Consider the following 20977-nt stretch of genomic DNA (forward strand, 5'->3'; position numbering starts at 1 on the left):
CACACATGAGTAATTACCATATCAAACATCTTGAGGAGTATTTTCAAGTCTATCGTAAATCGGTTCGTGAACCAGAAAATTTTTGGGAAGAAATAGCTGAAGAACATTTTTTATGGCGAAAAAAGTGGGACAAGGTTTTAACTTGGGATTTTACAAAACCTGAAGTCAAATGGTTTGAAGGCGCTCAACTAAATATTACAGAAAATTGTTTAGATCGACATTTAACAACGCGTGGTGATAAAACTGCTATTTTGTTTGAACCCAATAATCCTGAGGAACCTGCTGAAGCTATTAGTTATAGACAATTGTACGAGCGCGTTAATCAAATGGCGAATATTCTCAAAGCTCAAGGCATTCAAAAAGGGGATAGGGTGTGTATTTATTTACCTATGATTCCTGAATTGGCAATTTCACTTTTAGCCTGTGCACGTATTGGGGCCATACATTCGGTTGTTTTTGCAGGGTTTTCTTCTACCGCACTTTCTACTCGAATCAACGATAGTGACTGCAAATTAGTTTTGACCAGTGACGGCTCCTATCGTGGTGATAAAACCATCGATTTAAAAGGTATCGTAGATGAAGCTTTAGAAAGCTGCCCTGGTGTACAAACCGTATTGGTGACTAAACGTACTGGATCTGATATCCAAATGAAAAAAGGTAGAGACTTGTGGTTGCAGCCCTTATTAAATGAGGCATCAACGTTTTGTGAAGCAGAGTCCATGGGAGCTGAGGACCCCTTATTCATTTTATATACATCCGGATCAACTGGTATGCCAAAAGGCATGGTACACACTATTGCTGGTTATATGGTTTATACTGCCTACACTTTTAAAAATGCATTTCAATATCGTGAACCTGATGTGTATTGGTGCACGGCAGATATTGGTTGGATTACTGGGCATAGCTATATTGTTTATGGACCTTTGGCTAATGGAGCTACAACACTACTTTTTGAAGGTGTTCCCCATTATCCAGATTTTGGACGGTTTTGGAATATTATAGAAAAACATAAAGTTAATCAGTTTTATACTGCACCAACAGCTATTAGGGCATTAGCTAAACAAGGCACTGAAGTCTTAGAGCAATATGATCTATCCTCTTTAAAAGTATTGGGCTCGGTTGGGGAGCCTATCAATGAAGAAGCCTGGCATTGGTATAATGATAATGTTGGTAAAGGTAAAAGTCCAATTATCGATTCGTGGTGGCAAACCGAAACAGGCGGTATTATGATTACACCTATACCCTATGTAACGCCAACAAAGCCCACCTATGCAACATTGCCTTTTCCGGGAATTCAACCTGTTTTAATGGATGAAACAGGTGAGGAGTTAAAAGGCAATCAGGTAGAAGGCCGCTTATGTATTAAGTTTCCTTGGCCGAGTATTGCGCGAACCATTTGGGGGAATCACAAACGTTATAAAGACACCTATTTTTCTACTTTTAAGAACATGTATTTTACCGGCGATGGTGCATTGCGCGATGAAGTTGGTTATTATCGTATTACAGGACGTGTAGACGATGTGATTATTGTGTCTGGACACAACTTGGGTACGGCACCTATTGAAGATGCTATAAATGAACATCCCGCCGTTGCAGAATCGGCAATAGTTGGATATCCGCATGACATAAAGGGAAATGCACTTTACGGCTATGTAATTTTAAAAGATTTTGGAGCGACTAGAGATCGCGATAATTTACGTAAAGAAATCAACCAAATTATTACCGAACAAATAGGACCCATTGCTAAATTAGATAAAATACAATTTACCCAAGGTCTGCCAAAAACGCGTAGCGGGAAAATCATGCGCCGTATTCTTCGAAAGATTGCTTGTAAAGAAACTAACGACTTGGGTGATACTAGTACATTACTTAATCCTGATGTGGTACAGGAAATTATTAATGAAGCGTTATAGAATGGAACTCTGACAATTTTTTTTTCATAATCTAATACATATTTAAATGAGTGGATAATAATCTCTTTATATTTTAAACCACAATTCAAAATTGTGAAGCAATGGTATTTTTAATATTCAAAATTTAAATAGGGTTTTCTGTCTGGTTATGATTTTATTTAGAATTGATTAAAATAACTTTCCACTTAACATTTTTTAACATTTATTTTGTAGGTAAATCATTATTAATTAATATCTTAGATAAGTAATATGAAAGTTTAAACTTATAAGTTGTTGTTTGGGTTTTAAGGAGTTAAAATCACAGATTAGCGATAAGAATTTTCATGCCCCCCCTTAATATGCATTTTAATAATAGCACATTACCTAGTCTTTTAAAGTTTAGGTGCAGAAAAACGTATGTACTAATTAAATCAATCAAAGTATGAAAAATAGGGTAAAAAAATTTAACGCATGGAAAGCAAAATCAACAGGTGAGCCTATTGAGGGATCAGAACGGTTTATTTATGCGTGCACCAAGCAAAAGGTGATGGAAATATTGGCTATTGAGGAGGGCGTACAATTCATAAAAAACAACAACGTGGTTAGGTTGCCAAATGGAGATTTATGGTATGCGACTCAATTGTAGGACTTCTATGATTTTTAAATTTACTAGAGTAATTGTTTTACTGTGTTTTCTTATATAAAGGTCATATTTGTAATATTGTTTTCTAAACCTGTATATTCCAGAATATTTATACCTAGATGCTATAATTTGATTTAGATTAATTTGAGCAAGAGATACTAAATAATATAATTTAATAAAATTTTTAAATGGATTGAATTTTTAATAGAAATGAAAAAAAGCTGTACTTAGTACAGCTTTTTTTTCTTAAATAAACACTCTTTTTAGGTACTTAAATAGAATTAAATATCCATTGAAAATTACCTGAAAAAAGAGATTATAAAATGGATTGTCCAAAGGTAAGTAGGTTATTATCTGGATCTAGTAATGAAAATTCTTTTTGCCCCCATGGTTTTAATTCTAGTGGCGCATTAGGATGAATTTTCACGTTTTTATCTAATAATGATAGATAAAAGGTGTCTATGGCATTTGTTCTTATATAAACTTGACCATAATTGGTTTTAGGGTTAACCTTTTTGAAATTTGAAAAAATGGATTTGAGCCTGATCTTTTTCCAACATCAAATAATCGTCATAGTTAGTGCTACCAACAATAGTAAAGCCTAAAGTATTGACGTAATAGTCTTTAGTGACCGCTTTGTTACGCATAGGTAATTTTGGATGAATTGTGGTTAACATGAGGTTTTTGCGTTTTGTAGCTATTATAATTAAACTGACCTTCGATGATTGTGAATTCCGCAACCTAATATCATTGAAAGATAATAAATTAAAACTCATAACAAATACAGGTGACTATTGTGACGATAAGAAGCACATATTAAGATTCTTATATATTATTTAATGCAAAAAAATATTTTCAAAACATTCAAATTTAATTTATATCTTTAATATGCCTTGTATGAGTTGATAACTAGGTGTTTAGGAGGTGAATTGGGATAAGGTCTTTAGAGTCAAATAGCTTATTTTAAATTAATAAAATGTTTATGTCTTCATTGATGTTTTATGTTATTCAAAAACAAAAATTGGGTTAGAATCTTTAGTAAGATTGGCCTGCACTTGTTATTCTGGGTTTTAGTACTTACCTATTTTGCTTGGGGTTTTGGGCTTGATGTAAATCCAAAGCAGTCTTTTTTAAATGCGGTATTCTTTTTGCCAGGTCATATTCTCACGGTCTATACTTTATTGTATTTCCTTGTACCCAAATACCTGCTTAAACGAAGGTTTTTGGCTTTCTTTGTTGGATTTACTATCGTGGTCTCGATTTGCGGTATTTATATGATCATTACCCAGCTATCAGTTAATAACAATCCTGCGTTGGGAGGGGCCAATATAACTGTAGGACGAAATATCTTACCATTTATTCATGTGGGTGCTATTGCTGCATCTATTAAACTGTTAAAACATTGGTATTTCCAAAGACAGTTAACGATTGAAGCAGAGCAGCAAAAAACAGTTGCTGAATTAAAACTTCTGAAAGCGCAATTGCATCCACATTTTTTATTCAACACACTTAATAATCTATATTCACATACTTTAGACGCTTCTCCAAAATCCCCTGAAATTGTTATGAAACTTTCAGGATTATTGCGTTTTATGATTTATGAAAGCAATAGTGCGCGAATTCCATTGAGTACGGAGTTAGAACTTTTACAATACTATATTTCTTTGGAACAATTGCGATATGGTGATCGATTGGAGATTTCACTTACCATTTCTGGGGCTATTGAGAAGTATCAGATTGCACCACTTTTGATATTACCTTTTTTGGAAAATGCTTTTAAACATGGAACAAGTAGGCAAATTGATCAGTGTTGGATCAGTTTTGATTTAGCCATGGAAAATAAAATGATGCGTTTTAAGTTGGTCAATAGTATTGACCCAAATGCAGATGATAATTTAGATAAACTAGGAGGGCTAGGCTTGCAAAATGTTAAGAGAAGGCTTCAATTATTGTACAAAGACCAACATAGTCTTCACCTTGTAAGGCTTGATGAGGTTTTTGTGGTTACGCTTGATTTAACACTCGAAGAACTTGAAGACCAGTACAAAGATATTTTAGTTTTAAACACCGAAAAGAAAGCCTATGCCGTGTAGATGTATCATTGTGGATGATGAGCCACCCGCGATTAAGGTTCTAGAAAATTACATAGAATCGTTGCCTCAACTTGAAATTGTTGGGGTTTGTAAAAATGCATTTGAAGCCATTAACCTAATGAATAAAGAAAAGGTTGATCTCATGTTTTTGGATATCAATATGCCCAAATTAATGGGGACGCAGTTACTAAAAACACTACAGCATCCACCCAAGGTGATATTTACAACCGCTCATAAGGATTATGCCATAGAAGCTTTTGATTTAGATGCTATCGATTATTTATTAAAGCCTATTTCATTTGAACGTTTTTTGAAGGCCGTCAATAAATTTTGCAATATCCCGCAAAGTGAGGCCGAAACTTATATTCAAAGCCCAGGCTTTGTTTATTTTAGAGCTGATAGAAAAATGGTGAAAGTGTTTTTAGATGATGTTTTATATATTGAAAGTTTTAAGGATTATGTCGTTATCCATCGCTCTAATGAATCTTCTTTGCGTATAAAACAAACGCTGAATAGTGTAGAGCGTGTTTTGCCAAAGCATCAATTTTTACGTATTCATAGATCCTACATTGTGTCTTTCCAAAAAATTTCGGCATTTACTAAAACAGATGTTGAAATTGGAAAAATAGAATTGCCCATAGGTAGAAGCTATTTCGAAGTATTTAAACAGCTAACTCCAGAAAACCAGAATCTTCCTGAAGGTGTCGAAGAACGACCATAGTATTCTAATTCATCTATATTTTTACGAAGAACTTGAATATAACAATCCCCACAATCTCTTGTATTTTCAAGACTAATTGTGGGGATTATTAAAAATAGTTTATTGCATTTTTTTAAGGTCTCGCAAATTATTCTCAAAAACATATTTTCCAAGCTGTTTGCCTTGTCGTTCACCAACAGTAATGGCATGTCTAAAATGATAACCAATATAGATTCTGGATTCAGCATTTTCACGAGCAACCTGTGAAAAACTACTGACATGACGTTCAACGCCCGGTAAGTAGTATGGACTAGTAGCTGTAAACGGTTTAGTGTCTGTACCAAAATAGAGTTTAAGCACTTCGGAACCTGCGCCTCCACAATAGGAATGTGTTGATGGATATTCAGGAGTTGGAGGCGTGGTGTGTGTTGGGGTCCAAGACGCATCACCTATGGTTTCAGGATTGCCATCGTTATCTCCAGCCCTAACCGCAGTTATTGGTCGCCAAAAGTTAAAGTGTTTTTTTCCTTCAAATGATGCAATAAAACCATCCATTTGTGATATGCCAAGTAATCCAATTAATCTGGCAGCTTCCCATCCATTAAGGTTATCTTGCAGTATCAATGTTCTTGCTATTCGGTTAAACATGCTTGCCGTATTCTCAATCCAAAAGGTTCCAATCTCTGTTTGTTCTGGAGTTCTACTAGGGCAATTAGTACATCCTAAAGCCTTAACTTCATTATAATCTCTGGTGTATTCTTCGGAATTGATGGGATAAGTACCTTCATTTCTAAACTGGTTTCCAGAATTAATACCAAATGGGGTAAGATCGCCAAGATTAGGAGCATACACTGCATTTGCTGGCCATATGGGAGGGTTTGGCATCATCCAAGGCATAAAATTGGCTCGAAAATCACCCGGTTCAACTCCAGTTCCAGTAAACGAAGTGAATACTAATGGAAAGTCACCTTGTCTTTTTTGCAACATTGCGATGGCGGCTGCTTTACCAATTTCAATGCCTTTAGACTTTGACTCTGAATCGCCAATTTGCGTTAAAATAGAATTTAACAATCCATTGGCTCCAGATGTTCCAGCTGGAAATAGGGCCACAAAAATATCACGCGCAGCTTGAGAAACAGCTGCATCTGCTACGGCATGGATATTCTTTTTAGACATATCACTTGCATTTACAAATGTATTGTCCAATGCGTAGGTTTCATATTTAGGCACCACATTATTTAATGCATCATGCATGGTTAAAGTAATCATAGCATATAGCTTTGCTTCTAATGGTTGGGGCATTTTTTCGTCAATATAAGTGCCGATGAGTTCATTCCATTTAATGACGGTTTCATTACTGTACGATTTGATCATACCGTTGTTGTAGCTTTTCAATGCATAACTGTCTGATGCTCCAAACGGATTGGCATTTTCAAGTTCTTCATTGGCACAGGATGTCACCACAATGAGCAGTACACAGATCCAACTTAATTTTAATAGTGTTTTCATGACTTTAAATTTTTGATTTTCACTAAAATTAAGTGCTAAACAGCTTGAGAATTTTAAGGGTGGACAAACATTGGGTTTTGGATGATGAATGTCATAAATAGGTAGATAAACCGAAACAAGCGACCTTGTTCAGTTTTTTGGAGTAAAAATGTAAGAATTTAGTTATTTATTTTCATCTCATAAATTCAGAATCACACTAGAAGACTCAATTAACTAAAGAATTTAATCATGGTTTAAAGAATAATCAGAAGTATATACCTAATAAATTGTTTCTGATTTTTCTTTAAAATATTTGAATTAAGAAATACATTTTAATGAGGTTCAACGCTTTTAAATCGCATAATTAACACCTCATTTACCATCAAATTTAATTTACCACTTTGATCAAAGTCAAAGCGGTTAATTTTCTTCATCATATCTAAGAATACTTTTTCTCCATCCCCACAATACATCATGGTGGTTGGTCCAGGCTCGCCAAACGAAAGTTGATTGTCTTTTAATATATAGTCTGCGGAATAACCATTGCAGCTGTTGTTGCCTTCAACTTTGTTGGTAGAATTGTTAAAGGAAATTTCAGGTTTTTTGTTAGGATATAAATCGTTAAATGGGGTTTGGGGTTCTAAAATGTATTCAAGTTCCCAAGTGGTTTTGTATAGATTGTCTTGATTGATCTGTTTTTTGCTGATACAAGAAACAAGAGAAAAAGCTAAAATGCTTGTTAGAAATAGGATTATTTTTCTCATTGCTATGGATTATTAGATTGTTTTTTAATTATTAATTGTCCGATTAATCGCAGACCTAAAAGCATCATCACACATGTTGCTAATATGATTCCAATATTTAAAAGTGCTTGATTATACCCAATTTCAGTGACATTTAAAAATGGATAAGGATAATAGCCAGACGCATGACCTCTTGCCAGTATAATGACAATAAATAGTAGAGGATATAATAACCATCTAAATAATGGTTTAAACTGTAAATCGTTTTCTTCGACCTTAAAAAACCAATAAATTAACATATAAATAGGAATGATGGTATGAAGCAACTCATCCACAAGTTGTTGTAATCCTGTGGGCTGCCAAACAGCTCTCAAAGCTACTTGATATACCAATCCAACAATCAATATAAATGTAGTGATAGCAGTTATTGACCCTTTCGATGAGAGCCATTTAAATGGTTTTTGTTTTAATTTGAAAACAACAGTGGTGAAATATAGAGCCACTAAAATATTTGTCAAAATGGTAAAAAAGCTAAAGAAACGAATCAGCATTTCGGGAATGTCGGTTTGTCTGTTTTGGAGCATTAAGATAAACTGTGTTACAATTGCAAACCAGCCAATGCAAAGACCTATAATTTCAAATTTTCTTCTCATATATTACATTTAAATTAAGGTTTGTAAATAGAATTTCAGCGCTAAAATCTTACCTGTTTTATTTTTCTCCATAAGGTCTTTTCGTATTGTTCTAAAAAACTTTATCATAGTCATGTTCCGAGAAAGCGGGAATCTTGTGGTTTAAAATGAGGCCTATTTTGGTTATGTCTAATTTAGTGGTTTAAGAACTAAGATAGTAAATAAACAGAAACCCATTATTTGATAAGATGAATTTATAGAAGGTAAATGAGGCGCAATGAAATTATCACTAACAAATCATAACTATGTTCTCTATCGTATCTATTTCTTTTTTAGTAAATTAACCATTATTAAAATCTTATCATAATGGAAGAATCATCTATTTTATTGGCATTTACTCAAGTTTCAGTAGCATTTGTTGGATTTGCTTCTATAGTCGCAACATTTAGGTTTAAGGATGAATTTTCCATAAATAAAAATGATGCAAATGATTTACAATTGATTGTTAATTCTGGATTGATGGGCACATTTTTTTCCATTCTTCCTTTTGTATTTTGGAGTTTTGGATTCAAAGATTCTTCGGTTTGGGCTTTGTGTAGCGGAATTATGAGTATAAATTATTTATGCTTTATTTACTATTTATCCAGAAAGGTTAGAATCTCTAAATTCCGTAGAAACAAGTCTAAAATTCTTGTAAGTATTTATTTTATAATAGGTATTCTAATTTTAATTCTGAATTGTCTTAATGCCTTTAATATTGTATTTCTTCGTGAGTTTGGACCTTTTTTTCTTTCTCTAATTTATCCGCTTTGTATGGTTGGATATATGTTTACGCGCTTACTCTTTCTGCCAATTTGGAGAAATTTAAAAAAACAGCAATCTTAATTGTGTGGGATTACGTTACTTTTTGATATTTGCCGCAACAATGCTGGTATAAAATTTAGTCCATGTTGAACATAGGAATGTTCTGGCAGCAACTGTAGCAATCAACAATAGGTAAGATTAGTCATCCTTGTTATCTGCCGTCTGTGTTAGGGCAATTACCTGATCAATGATAATCCGGGCTTTATTATATCTTCTAATTCTTTGTCTGGTATATACCAAACAATCATCAATAATATTTTCAAATACTATGTCGGTGAAAAATTTGAAGTGATCGTAATCTAAAGACGATCGTCCTTCTGTAATTACCCAACCCCCTTCATCTAGATTTCGTAAAGAACCATTTTCTCTATAATAATTTAATAAAATATTAAAGCCTTGTGTGGCGTCTGAATCTTTATCTGAAATATCAGTGGCCACTAAAGACCATTCATAAAGTTTGCTCTTTAAATCCTCACTTTTAAGAGTGCTTAATTTTCCAGAGCTCTCTAAATTTCTTAAGGTATATTCACTTCTTGTCCAATATGGATCAGAAAATGAAATACTCAATAAACTGTCTAATTGCTCTGGTGTATAGTCAAGATTTGGATCTGGTTTTATATTTTGAAACACAAAGCTCAATGACTGTTCCATACGGTTGAGTTGTTTTAATATTGAATCTAATGTGATACTGTTTTGTGTAAATTCAGCATTAAGTGTTTTTAAAATTTTTGTTTCATTAATAAGCTCTTTCCTTACTTCGTTCCAATTATTTATTTGTAGCGCAATGAGAATTCCTATTACTACCAATAAAATTTCTCCCACGGCATATTTTAAATACTTTGCGGTATTTCCTTCTAAAAGTAAACTTTGTCTAATTTTTCTAAAAAACTTAATCATAGTTTCAATTGGTGGTTTATTTATGTCCGCAAGCGCCCATCTCAACCATATGTCGTCTTGACATTTGATTTTGCTTTGCAAAATTGAGTTTCGATAATCTAAAGAAGTTTATCATTCGTTAGCGGTTTCTGATAATGAAGCACAATGTGTTTGTGTATGATTTCGTTGTGATGGTGAGGAACTAATTTAGTAAATAAAACCAGAACATAAGAAAATAGGTAGGATTTTCAGGAGTAGGCAAGAGCCAGCAATTACTTATAGCCATTGTTGTGTGTTCGTTTATTTTAATATATCAATTATCACATTTCCTCTTTTTCGCCCTTTATCAACATATTCGTGAGCTTTTACTATTTCATCAAGTTTAAATGATTTGTCGATGTAAGGTTTTAATTTTCCATTTTCAGCCATATCTTTTATCAACTTAAGATGTTCATTCTTCTCTTTTGTTAGCATTTTAACAGAAACGAAAGTACCTCTAGTTTTAAGAGCTTTTTTTGCTTTTGATTTTGTTGTTTTTCCAACGGCATCAAAAATTATATCGAATTTTTCATTGCCTTCGGAATAGTCCTCTTTTTTATAATCTATTACACTTTCAGCGCCTAATGATTTTACCATTTCAAAATTAGAAGTACTACATACGCCTTTTACTGTTGAGCCTTTTTGATTTGCAATTTGTACAGCATAGCTACCAACACTTCCAGAAGCTCCATAAACTAAAATGTTTTGTCCATTTTTTAAATTAGCTTTCTCTAAAAGGTAAATAGCAGTCATTGCTCCAACTGGTAGAGCGGCGGCTTCATGATAACTTAAATTCTTTGGTTTTAATTCAATCACACCATTTTTCCATTTTTGTGGTAAGCATATATATTCGGCATACGAACCTGTGTTTAACATTGAAGTTGTTCCAAATACACTATCTCCAACATTGAATTTAGTGACGCTTTTCCCAATGTCTTCAACTATTCCAGCCAATTCATGTCCTAAAATGTTTTTCTTGGGTTTGAAAAGTCCAAAAATTAATCTTGCAGGAAGCCAAAATAAAGGTGGAAAATCAGAACTTCGAAGTCTAACATCTCCAGACGTAACGGTAGCTGCATGTATTTTTACTAGAATCTCATCATCTTTAGGTTTGGGTTTTTCCACATCCTTTATTTTAAGGACTTCTGGTGGGCCATATTTTTCATAAACTATTGCTTTCATATTTTTTTAGGTAATCTGAAAAAGATACACAACGGTCTCGTATAAGAATAATTGCGTGCTTGTGTGCGAAGATTTTCCGTAGGAAAATTAGAGGCAGGCAAGTAAAGCAACTAGCATTGTGTAAGCTAAAAATAGCAATTATTTATACATGGTGTTGTGCTTTCGTTATTTTTCTAAATCTTTCTCAATTTCCAGCAATATATTTTCAATTGTAGTTTTAAAGTCTGGAAAAATTCTGTTATTAGAAGTACGATTCATTGCATGGAATGATAATAGCGAGTTTTCAAATTGAACAGATTTTAACAAGGATTCGTAGTTCATAGTGTCAGAAATTGAATTTTGTTTTTTTTCGTACCAACCAATTTGAGTAAAAAGCTTTTGAAGACTTGACTTTTCATTAAATAAATCTCGGATTGCATGAAACTCTTTTTCTGCAGTTTTTTCTTGGTCATCTATTCGATCTAGTGAAATCTCAAACGAAGCAAGTTGATGTCTTAATTTTTTATTCTGAATTAAATTCAGGTTGCCAGAACTAATTAAATCTGTTAATACACCAAGGGAGGGCATATAAATATCATAATTATCCATAACATCGTTTAGAATGACAGCCGTTAATGTATCATTAATGGTATCTAAAATACTTTTATCAAATAAGGTTAGTAGTTTTTCTACATCTTCAGTCATTTCTTTATTAAGGGCAATTAAAGTCTCTAAATTCTCAAGATTCAACTCAAATTCTGCCTGTAATGACTGTAAATATTCTTGTTCAATTTTCCTTTCTTGTTTAAGGTTGTTGGTGTTGTTTATCTGTAACGCAATTAAAATTCCAATAACCACAAGAATGATTTCTCCAATTGCATATTTAAAATATTTTCCAGTTTTGTTTTCCATAAGTAAGTTTTGACGGATTTGACGAAAGAGTTTTATCATTGGTTAGCGGTTTCTAATAATGAAGCACAACGTGTTTGTGTATGGTTTCGTTGCGTGTTTCAGCAACTAAAATAGAAAATACAAACCGAATAGAAAATCCGTGAGGATTTTCGTAAGTCGGCAGTGACCGAGCAATTAATTATACACGTTGTTAGGCTCAGTATTTAACTAATTTATTCTTTAAATTGTTCAAGTAATGCCAAACTACGAACAAGGGCTGTCATATGCATGTTTTTATTTTTCTCATCCTTTTTTGCACTAAAAAAAGCAATAACCAATCTTTTTGTTGGTGATATGTAAAGACTCTGACCTCCAAACCCAGTTTTAAGGAAGTCGCCATCTTCAAAAATCACATCCCAATGATAGCTCTGAAAATCTGCGCCTTGTCCTTCATAATAATGTTTCCTCAAATGCTGATCCGTTCCTCCTTCAGATCTAAATAATGCTCTATCTCCGGTATGAATTTGATTTAAATATCGTGCCGATGCTATTTTTGTAGTAGCGTCATCTGTAAAGGCCAGTCCATATCTGGCAAGATCTCTTAAGCGCATGAGCATTGGACCGTAACTTCCAGCAACACCAGTACTGGATAGCGTTACCCTTGCATCATCTTCAGCTCCGATTCTTGTCCATATATAGTCCTGAACCAACTCATGAAAAGGTTTAGAAGAAACTCTTTCAGCAATGGTAGTCAGAATAACAGAATTGGCGGAAGTATAATCGAAGGTTTGCCCAGCGGGTTCAATTTGTCCTGAATTAGCCAATAATTCAATTAAGCTTTCTTCAAATCCAGGATTTGGCTCTGTATAAACCGCAGAATGCTGAAGTAATTTATAAAAACAATGGTTTGGGTCAGTAAAGGATTCCTTATCGCTTTCTCTGCAGTTGATTCCTGAGGTCATCCTTAATAAATTTTCAATAGTTACATTTGCCAATGGCTTATCCTTAAACTCTGTAATATGCTTCCCAATCGGATCTTGTTCGTTAAGTTTTCCTTCATCTGCCAAATGTGCTATTACGGTTCCTAAAAATGTTTTACTCACAGAACCAAGAAAATGCTTGTCAGAAGGTTCCATTTCGGGATACCCTTCATAAACCACTTGTCCTTTGTGAAGAACAATTACACCATTAACTTGTTTTTCATCGCAAATTTGGTCAAGTGATGTTTCCTTTTCAAAGAAGGCACTGGTGAGAATCTCTTGACCGAGGGTTTGACTTATATTTTCTGGAAGCTTTATTGTTTTTGTATTTCCTTTTTCTATCAGAACAGTAGGAATATAGTTTTCCATATGGCTAAATACCTCTGTTATTTGAGGTCCTCTTCCAATAAGCGATTCAGGAATCGTAAAGATTATTTTATGGTCTTTTGATGTGGGAATTTTTCTTGATTCTACAGCTAATGCAATTTTTTCTTCTAATGTGAGCTCTTTGACTTGTTTTTTACATCCAACGAATAGAAGCAAACTGAGAGTGATAAGTACCTTTAATGACAGTTTGTTGGTTATCATATTTAATTGCTTTTTTATTGAGCCTAACGGTCTCGTATAACCGTCAGTTACGGGTTAATATGCGTTAATTTTCGGTTTAGAACTGACGCTAGCAATTCCGAGTGGATTCCGACGTAGTCGAATCCGCCGTAATTGCGCTTACACGTTATTGTAGCACGTTTTTTACTTTATTCTATTTTCAATGGGGAATGATGTTCACTTACGATTTTCCATCCATCACTGGTCTTCACAAACAACAATGATATTTGGTCGTTTACAACAACTAAATCTTCACCAAACTTGAGATGAAAATCAGAATGAAAAGTTAAATTGGCGACATCACCATACACAGCAACGAACATATCCTCTGTGTCAAATTTCACAATTTCTGTTACAGCACCAAATGTATTGCGTTCAAACTCTTCATTGGCCTCACTTCCATTGCGTGGTTCTCCATTTTTAAATTCAGTAAACTTTGGACTATAAGCATGGAAATCAATTAGTTTGTCTAGATCCCCGTCCTTAAGACTTTGCACAATTCCATCCCATGTTTCCAATAATTCTTGTTTAGCTTCAGGAAATTCATCATTAATTAAATCAACTTTTACTTTTTCAATTTCCACTTTTTCTTCTTTTTCTTTACAACTCGTAGTTATAATTCCGAAAATCATAATTAATCCAAAAATCATTTTAGTATTCATAATATCATATTTAATTGGTTAATAGCTATTTAGCAAGTTACGATATTTATTATAAAGTATGATTTTGGTAATGGGCTACAACGTGTTTGGCTATGGTTTCGTTGCGGAGAAAATCCGTTAGTGATTTACCGACGTACAACGAAGTTAATTAATTCAAGTGACACGAGCAACGCGAACTGGCGCTAGCAATTTCTGCGAAGGAATTTGGCAGCAATTAATTATACACGTTGTTGGCATTAGTATTTTATTTATCAATATTCTGTAAGTCTTCAATCAATCTTTTTGAGCCTAAAGCTGTTTTAGCTTTTTGATACATGAATGCCTTATTTTCATTGCCCAAGACAAGGTCTGCAGCAAATAAACCGTAGGCTAAAGAGCCTTTTGCACCAGTTCCAGACATGCCACCAACTATTATAAGACTAGAATCAATTTCTATATCGTTCTTGACAGCATTACTAACATAAGGTATTTCTGTTTGGGTTAATGAGTACACGCAGGAATAACCTCTTTCATATTCTAAATCCTCAAATTCTATTGGTAAATTGAGTTTGTTTAAATAATCTATTGTATTTTCTTTACTCCATTGAATTTCTTCTGCAGTTAAATCTAACTTCCAAACTTCATCTAAATCCTTAATATCTGTTCTTAAGAAGTGTGCTCCAGTTTTTAACAAAGGATTGTCATCTTCATCATATTTTTCAATCATTGAATAAAAAATTTCAGAATTTAAATATGCAACAGGATAAGATTCTTTTAATTTCTCTTTTTGCTCAATAGATAAAGTATTGTACTTATTGGAATTTATTTTTATAAACGAAAGAAATAGTCTTTTTGGAACTATCAATTTAGTTATATTAGGGGCTATTTCCTTTAATAGAACTCCATTGTATGGTCCGCCTGCAGCAACCACTTTCTTACTCAAAACAGTTTTGGATAAACCTGTCTTTGTGTTTGTGATTTCAATTTTATAAATACCATCCTCTTTTTTTAAGCTGGTCACTTTTTGATTGTAGTCAATTCTATTACCAGCTTTTTTTATTGCCATGTGAAGCTTTTCAATTAAAGCTTTTGGATTCAGTGTGCCAGAATAGTCTTTAAATTCCCGAATGACCATAGTAGTATCAGAAATTTTCATTCCAAATTTTTCCATTGCTTCTAATGCATTTGAGGCATATTCATACTTATCTGTTTGGCCATCTAATAATTCTTCAACTTCTGTTATTTGAGATTTGGAATAAATGTAAGTTACAGGTGAAGTTGTATAGATATCATTCATTGAGTGCAATCGTTGCTTTTCACCATTATTTAAGTAGTCAATTAATTTTTTTGTTTCGCTTACAGATGTTTGTTGTAGATATGAAAAAATATCTTCATTTGGTCCAAGACTTCTTGAAATTCGAGCTTCTCCAAAACTTGAACCAAAAGTGTTAACAGAGTCTTGTTGTTCTATCAATAAAACATCTTTTCCATATTTTGATAGCTCCCAAGCAGTTGAACTTCCCATAAGTCCACCACCAATAACGACAACGTCTTCTATCTCATCAGAAGTTTGACATGAAAATAATGTGAGTGAATAAAATATTATCAGGATTAAGTTTTTCATTTTAGGATATTAATGCCAACGGTCTCGGCTATGAGTAGTTGCGTGGTTAAGCAACTAATTTAGTAAACAAAAACCACCGCGAGAAAATTCCGAAGGAATTTTCCAAATAGGCAACGACCAAAGCAATTAATTATACACGTTGTTGGCAACAGTTTATTTTTTATAAACTCCACTTTTAAGTTCTAGTTCACCAGTCTTTAAGTGATTAAGAAGATTCATTAGTTTCGGTTTAGTTGTTTCACCCATAAGAACGTTTAACCCCATTTTTGGAGGCCCAAATTCTTTCAATTTTGCAACGAGTGCATTGAAAAAATAAATTCCGGCTTGGGTCTGGTTGATAGATTGCTCTTTAGTTAAACCAAATTGCGTTAATAAAGCATCCATATCTGTTTCTTTGAAAAGAAAACTCATGTCTGATGTACTTGCCCATGGCATAGGATAATTAACTTCTCCATCTTCTTTTTTTAAGATGTCATAATAAAGAAAGTGTCCACCTGGTTTAAGTACTCGACTTATTTCGGAATAGAGCTTTTCTTTGTCAGGAATGTTCATTTGAACATGTTGTGTCCAGACCACATCAAACATGTTATCGCCAAATGGAAGGCTTGTAGCATCTCCTTGAACAAATGAAGTCTTACTATCTAACTTTACAAGTTTAGAAAGTTCCTTCGCTGTTCTAATATATTCATTACTAAGGTCTATTCCTGTAGCTTGACAATTATATTCATCAGCCAGCATTCGACATGGGCCGCCAAGTCCACATCCTACATCCAAAACTGTTGCACCTTCTAGGTTTATACTTTCAGCAAGTTCTTTTGATACTGCTGCGCCCCTTACATGAAATTCATCAGCCCCAGCAATGTCAGATCTTTTCACCTCGTTTATGTCAATTCCCTGTTCTATTAAACGATTTACTATATCTTCATAAAGCTCTTCCTTCAGGTAATGGTTTTCTATATTTTGATTTAAGCTTTCCATCCTGTTTGATTTTGGTTTATTGTTGCCAACGGTCACGCGGATAAGGCGAGTAGTGTTGCGAGCTTGCTCGCATTAGCTACGGTAGCCTTTAGACGCATATTCGCCTTATCCGTTGTTGGGAATCTGTGCCGTAGGCACAGGGCGAATATGCAGTCGTACTGCGTGACCGTTGGGAACATTTAGCATACGCAGTAGACACGCAGTGTCGCGGATGCGTGCCGAAGGCATTGTTCCCAACGTGTTTGGCTATGAGTAGTTGCGTGGGTTAGCACTTAACTTTGCAAGTACACACCAAACTGAAAATCCGCGAGGATTTTCAGAAGTAGGCGAGTTGTAGCAATTACTTATAGCCATTGTTGGCAACTGGCTTCTGTCTATTTTTATTAGTCAATTAATTATTAAAGTCAAAATCTCGTGGAAGGTAATAATCTTGTGTCATCTAAAGATGCAGTTCTATGAGGTGCAATTTTCGCATACTCATCACTTCTAATAAAGTTTACAAAGTCTTCTACAGATTCATATTCAACCAATATGAATCCATCCCATTGTTCATATTCAGGACCGACAAAAAAACTATTGCTTTCCCCAAAATATATTACTCGACCATAATTATATTCTTCTATAATCTCTTTTACCAATTTGATGTAATGTTGATAAACTTCTTTTCCTGTTTTACCAATCTGCTTGTCTGAAACTTCTATTCCGGTATAGTCTGCCATTGGTTTAAACTTTAAAAAATTGACACTTGCGAATTTCCCTTTTCCCTTAAAGTTCTCTTCAATGTTTTTCCAGGCTTCGGGTGTTGCATAAAGGTATTTTTGTCCATTCTCCACTTTTTCCAATGACCCTAAAGGTTTTTCATTGACAGTATTTTGTTGTTTGCAGGATAAGAGTAAAACTCCAAACACAAAGAATACAATTGGTACGATTTTCATAGTTTTTCACTTATTTATAGTTAATAGGTTGTCTTATGTGGCTTGTTGCCAACGGTTTTGTATATGATACGTTGCGTGGTTTAACACGTAATTTAGCAAATAAAAACCGAATAGAAAATCCGCGAGGATTTTCGTAAGTAGGCTCTCACTAGCAATGGATTATATACATTGTTAGCTTGCGTTTTTTTTCAGCTGTTCTTTATTCGTCAATATTAAAATTCCTCCAATCACAAATCCGCTTATCAGTCCACCAAAATGAGCTGCATTATCAATTCCACCTAAAAATCCAAATAATAGGCTTACTCCTGCATAAAGTCCCAACAACATCCAAGTCATTCCTCTCATATAATTTGGATAAATTTTAAAAACGGTAAAAGCTAAAATCAGTCCATAAAGTCCGAAAATAGCACCAGACGCTCCAACACTAACTGTGTTTTCGTGCCAATAAATACTCGCTAAACTTGCGAGTATTCCGCAAATAATGTAGATGATTATTAATTTTACTGAACCAAGTACATTTTCTAATAAGCTACTTCCAAGTCCAAGACCAATTAAGTTCATAAACAAGTGTAAAAGTCCACCGTGAATAAACATAGAAGAAAATAATCTCCAATATTCTCCATTCATAACTTCAAATCTTCTATTTCCTCCAATTTCAAGCAACTCTTTTGGCGTAGGTGAAACAATATTAAGTCCGTCAAAAATCATAATAAGAAAAACAATAATATTTAGAAGTAATAAAATTGCAGTTGCTTTATTTTCTCCCATTGGATTTAAAAAACCTAATATGTCTTTTAAATCATCTTCTTTCAATGGTTTATTTTTTTTAAAATCGCTTAATTCCTTTTCGTCAATTTTTGGAATTAAAACCATAGCTAAAAGTATTAAAGCTCCAATTCCAAAAGAACCGAAAATCCAAGGAAAGGAATTGCCAAGTCTTTCCTCAAAAACATCTTTTTTAGGGATAAGTATTATTTGTTCCTTTTCGTTTAGACTTTCATTTTTTTCTTTTAGCGCTTCTATAAATCCGTCTCTGTCATCTGAATATCCAAGTCGTTCAAAATATTCTACATCTTGAAAATCATAGGTTTTAAATTCTTTTTCTGATTTGTTTATAAAAGCTCTATACTCTGAATTTTTCCTTTGCTCGTTAATTCTATTGCTTACATTCTTTTTATATTCAACTCCATACCAAATTGAACTTGTATTTTCGAAAGGACAAGCGAGATATAAGTAAAAGTTCAAATTGTCATTATTTCTTCCAGAAGTTCTCGCAGTTACATATGGAAGACTTGAATTATGGTCAATATCAAATGAAGTTATTTTGAAATACTTTTCCTTTTTTAGTTCTTTTATTTTTGAGATTGATGATATTTCATTTAAATCAAAAGAACTTTTTTCAATATAGTTTTGACTAATAATTATTGGAACAGCCATTGCTGCAGCCATAGCAAATTGATAAACAAAATATCCGTTATCTCTTTTGCCTCTAATATTTAAGATTCGAATTCTTCTTCGTAACCAGATAAGTATTGGAATCCAAGGAAGAGCAAAAGGAATCCAAAAATTCAATAAATTTTCCTTTAATGGTAAAATTCCGAGTTTGATATCTAAAGTCCAACGAAATATGTTGTAAAAAAGAATAGTTCCTATCGAAACTATTAAAAATGGAATATAAACTTCTTGAAATTTTGTCTTAATGTTGTTCAATTCGTGATGTCGGTTTTAAATGCAAGCTAACGGTTTTGTGTATGGTTAGTTGCGTGTTTCAGCAACTAATTTAGTAAACAAAAACGAACGCGAGAAAATTCCGAAGGAATTTTCCAAATAAGCACTTGCCAAAGCAATTAATTATACACGTTGTTACCTGCTGGCTTTATTATTTATTCAATTATCTTCATTTAAAACACTTTTTATTTCATTTATGTCTCCATCTATCGATTCAGGAATTTTCAATCCTAAAATCTCACACATTAATGGATAGATATGAATGTTTTTTATCGAATGTATCTCATAACCATCTTTAAAGGCTGGACCATTCGCATAAAATATTCCATGCATTTCTTTGTATTTGCTATCATAGCCATGAACGCCAAAAGTTTTAACACCCTCTTCGATAAGAGCGTCTTTTCGTCTTTGATTCCAAAAATGATAACCGTAATCTGGTATTAATTGTATTGCACCCCAATTTTTATTAGTTGGGATGTATTCAAAACCTGGTGTATTTTCAGTTCTATAAGCTTTGAAATTATTTTCCTTTTGTCTTAAAAATTGTAGTACAGAATCTATTTCAACCTCTTTTTTTGGATGAATATTTACTATTGTACCGTTTTCAATTGTCATGAATAAGTCATCGTTTTCGATAGAATCTATTGGTATTATTTTGTTAGAAGACTGATTTCCCATACCATGGTCAGAAACGATAATAATATTTACTGGAAGATTAGTTTCTGATACTCCTTTAAACAAATCGCCTAAATTGTTATCTAGTTCAAACAATGCCGTTTTCAGTTTTTCGTCATCATTAGTACCATAATCGTGTCCAACTTCATCCATATCACCAAAATATAAAGTGATTAAATGTGGTCTGCTTTTCTCCTCCAAATTCAACCAATTTATTGTTTGATTAACGCGTTCCTCATTTTTAACGCTATTATCAAATTTATAATAGTATGTTGGTCTGATTCCTTGAATATTAGCCTCTGTTCCTACAAAGAAATAACTGGCAGTTAGAATATCTACTTTATTTGCCTCAACCCAAATAGGTGAACCTCCATAAAAACTCCCGTCTTCTGCCATTTTGGGATTCCTCTTGTTAAATAGAGTGTCTTTTTTATAGTCATAAAATATATTTCCTATTATTCCATGTTTGTCTGGATAAAGTCCTGTTGCAATTGTATAATGGTTCGGAAAAGTTTTAGTAGGGAATGAAGGTATTAGTGATTCTGACTTAACACCATTTTTAATGAATGAACTCAAATTAGGTGGGTTATATTTTTCTACGTAATCCCATCTAAAACCATCAAGTGAGATTAATATTAAATAAGGTTTTTTTTCGGTAACGTTTGATTTTGTTTTCGTAATAGTACGAGGTGAACTTATTATTTTTCTACTACAGGAAAACAATAATATCATTCCAATAATTAAAACAGATATTATTATGTTCCGTTGTTTCATTTGAGTTCGATTTT

General features: G+C 33.4%; 19 protein-coding genes. 5 read left to right on the plus strand and 14 right to left on the minus strand.

Annotated features, from left to right (window positions below; all coding sequences use genetic code 11):
* Window positions 1–5: 5 nt before the first annotated feature.
* Together acs and ACFO5O_RS05395 are read left to right on the plus strand one after the other, a co-directional pair.
* Complete coding sequence (acs, locus tag ACFO5O_RS05390) at window positions 6–1913, plus strand: acetate--CoA ligase (RefSeq protein WP_387961657.1); 1908 nt, start codon at window positions 6–8, stop codon at window positions 1911–1913.
* Window positions 1914–2334: 421 nt separating this feature from the next.
* The gene (locus tag ACFO5O_RS05395) at window positions 2335–2538 is read left to right on the plus strand and encodes a hypothetical protein (RefSeq protein ID WP_387961659.1); all 204 of its coding nucleotides are present in this window, start codon (window positions 2335–2337) and stop codon (window positions 2536–2538) included.
* Window positions 2539–3041: 503 nt separating this feature from the next.
* Here the strand turns inward: ACFO5O_RS05395 and ACFO5O_RS05400 are convergent.
* Window positions 3042–3212 carry a VOC family protein gene (locus ACFO5O_RS05400; protein ID WP_387961661.1) on the minus strand — a complete coding sequence of 57 codons (171 nt, stop codon included), beginning with the start codon at window positions 3210–3212 and terminating at the stop codon, window positions 3042–3044.
* Window positions 3213–3536: 324 nt separating this feature from the next.
* Between ACFO5O_RS05400 and ACFO5O_RS05405 the strand changes: the two genes are divergently transcribed.
* Together ACFO5O_RS05405 and ACFO5O_RS05410 are read left to right on the plus strand one after the other, a co-directional pair.
* The gene (locus tag ACFO5O_RS05405) at window positions 3537–4628 is read left to right on the plus strand and encodes a sensor histidine kinase (RefSeq protein ID WP_387961663.1); all 1092 of its coding nucleotides are present in this window, start codon (window positions 3537–3539) and stop codon (window positions 4626–4628) included.
* Window positions 4618–5349, plus strand: a complete 732-nt coding sequence (locus tag ACFO5O_RS05410) for a LytR/AlgR family response regulator transcription factor (protein ID WP_387961665.1) — start codon at window positions 4618–4620, stop codon at window positions 5347–5349. Before ACFO5O_RS05405 ends, ACFO5O_RS05410 begins: the two co-directional genes overlap by 11 nt.
* A gap of 99 nt (window positions 5350–5448) precedes the next feature.
* Here ACFO5O_RS05410 and ACFO5O_RS05415 read toward each other — a convergent pair whose 3' ends face one another.
* The 3 genes from ACFO5O_RS05415 to ACFO5O_RS05425 all read right to left on the minus strand — a co-directional run bounded on the left by ACFO5O_RS05415 (window position 5449) and on the right by ACFO5O_RS05425 (window position 8212).
* Window positions 5449–6837 carry a vanadium-dependent haloperoxidase gene (locus tag ACFO5O_RS05415; protein ID WP_387961666.1) on the minus strand — a complete coding sequence of 463 codons (1389 nt, stop codon included), beginning with the start codon at window positions 6835–6837 and terminating at the stop codon, window positions 5449–5451.
* Window positions 6838–7148: 311 nt separating this feature from the next.
* A complete protein-coding gene (locus ACFO5O_RS05420; protein WP_387961668.1) occupies window positions 7149–7580 on the minus strand; it encodes an META domain-containing protein in 432 nt (143 codons plus the stop codon).
* Window positions 7581–7582: 2 nt separating this feature from the next.
* A complete protein-coding gene (locus ACFO5O_RS05425; protein ID WP_387961670.1) occupies window positions 7583–8212 on the minus strand; it encodes a Pr6Pr family membrane protein in 630 nt (209 codons plus the stop codon).
* A gap of 345 nt (window positions 8213–8557) precedes the next feature.
* On the opposite strand from ACFO5O_RS05425, the gene ACFO5O_RS05430 reads away from it, so the two are divergent.
* Entirely contained in the window at window positions 8558–9076 is a 519-nt protein-coding gene (locus ACFO5O_RS05430; protein WP_387961672.1) for a hypothetical protein, read from the plus strand.
* Window positions 9077–9193: 117 nt separating this feature from the next.
* Here the strand turns inward: ACFO5O_RS05430 and ACFO5O_RS05435 are convergent, their stop codons facing one another.
* The 10 genes from ACFO5O_RS05435 to ACFO5O_RS05480 form a co-directional block, all read right to left on the minus strand.
* The gene (locus tag ACFO5O_RS05435) at window positions 9194–9952 is read right to left on the minus strand and encodes a DUF6090 family protein (protein ID WP_387961673.1); all 759 of its coding nucleotides are present in this window, start codon (window positions 9950–9952) and stop codon (window positions 9194–9196) included.
* Window positions 9953–10231: 279 nt separating this feature from the next.
* Window positions 10232–11152 carry an NAD(P)-dependent alcohol dehydrogenase gene (locus ACFO5O_RS05440; protein ID WP_387961675.1) on the minus strand — a complete coding sequence of 307 codons (921 nt, stop codon included), beginning with the start codon at window positions 11150–11152 and terminating at the stop codon, window positions 10232–10234.
* A gap of 165 nt (window positions 11153–11317) precedes the next feature.
* Window positions 11318–12082: a DUF6090 family protein gene (locus tag ACFO5O_RS05445; RefSeq protein ID WP_387961677.1), complete on the minus strand. Its 765-nt coding sequence runs from the start codon at window positions 12080–12082 to the stop codon at window positions 11318–11320.
* A 173-nt stretch (window positions 12083–12255) separates the two neighbouring features.
* Entirely contained in the window at window positions 12256–13590 is a 1335-nt protein-coding gene (locus ACFO5O_RS05450) for a serine hydrolase domain-containing protein (RefSeq protein ID WP_387961679.1), read from the minus strand.
* Between the two features lie 167 nt (window positions 13591–13757).
* Entirely contained in the window at window positions 13758–14270 is a 513-nt protein-coding gene (locus tag ACFO5O_RS05455) for a YybH family protein (protein ID WP_387961680.1), read from the minus strand.
* A 244-nt stretch (window positions 14271–14514) separates the two neighbouring features.
* On the minus strand, window positions 14515–15873 hold the full coding sequence (locus ACFO5O_RS05460; RefSeq protein ID WP_387961682.1) for an FAD-dependent oxidoreductase: 1359 nt from the start codon (window positions 15871–15873) through the stop codon (window positions 14515–14517).
* Between the two features lie 153 nt (window positions 15874–16026).
* Window positions 16027–16851: a class I SAM-dependent methyltransferase gene (locus ACFO5O_RS05465; protein WP_387961684.1), complete on the minus strand. Its 825-nt coding sequence runs from the start codon at window positions 16849–16851 to the stop codon at window positions 16027–16029.
* Between the two features lie 404 nt (window positions 16852–17255).
* Window positions 17256–17786, minus strand: coding sequence for a DUF1330 domain-containing protein (locus tag ACFO5O_RS05470; RefSeq protein ID WP_387961686.1), 531 nt, complete (start codon window positions 17784–17786; stop codon window positions 17256–17258).
* A gap of 171 nt (window positions 17787–17957) precedes the next feature.
* Window positions 17958–19496, minus strand: a complete 1539-nt coding sequence (locus ACFO5O_RS05475) for a rhomboid family intramembrane serine protease (protein WP_387961687.1) — start codon at window positions 19494–19496, stop codon at window positions 17958–17960.
* A gap of 177 nt (window positions 19497–19673) precedes the next feature.
* Window positions 19674–20963, minus strand: coding sequence for an alkaline phosphatase family protein (locus ACFO5O_RS05480; RefSeq protein ID WP_387961689.1), 1290 nt, complete (start codon window positions 20961–20963; stop codon window positions 19674–19676).
* Window positions 20964–20977 lie beyond the last annotated feature (14 nt).

The sequence above is a fragment of the Geojedonia litorea genome (genome assembly GCF_042654525.1).
GTDB classification, from domain to species: Bacteria; Bacteroidota; Bacteroidia; order Flavobacteriales; family Flavobacteriaceae; genus Geojedonia; species Geojedonia litorea.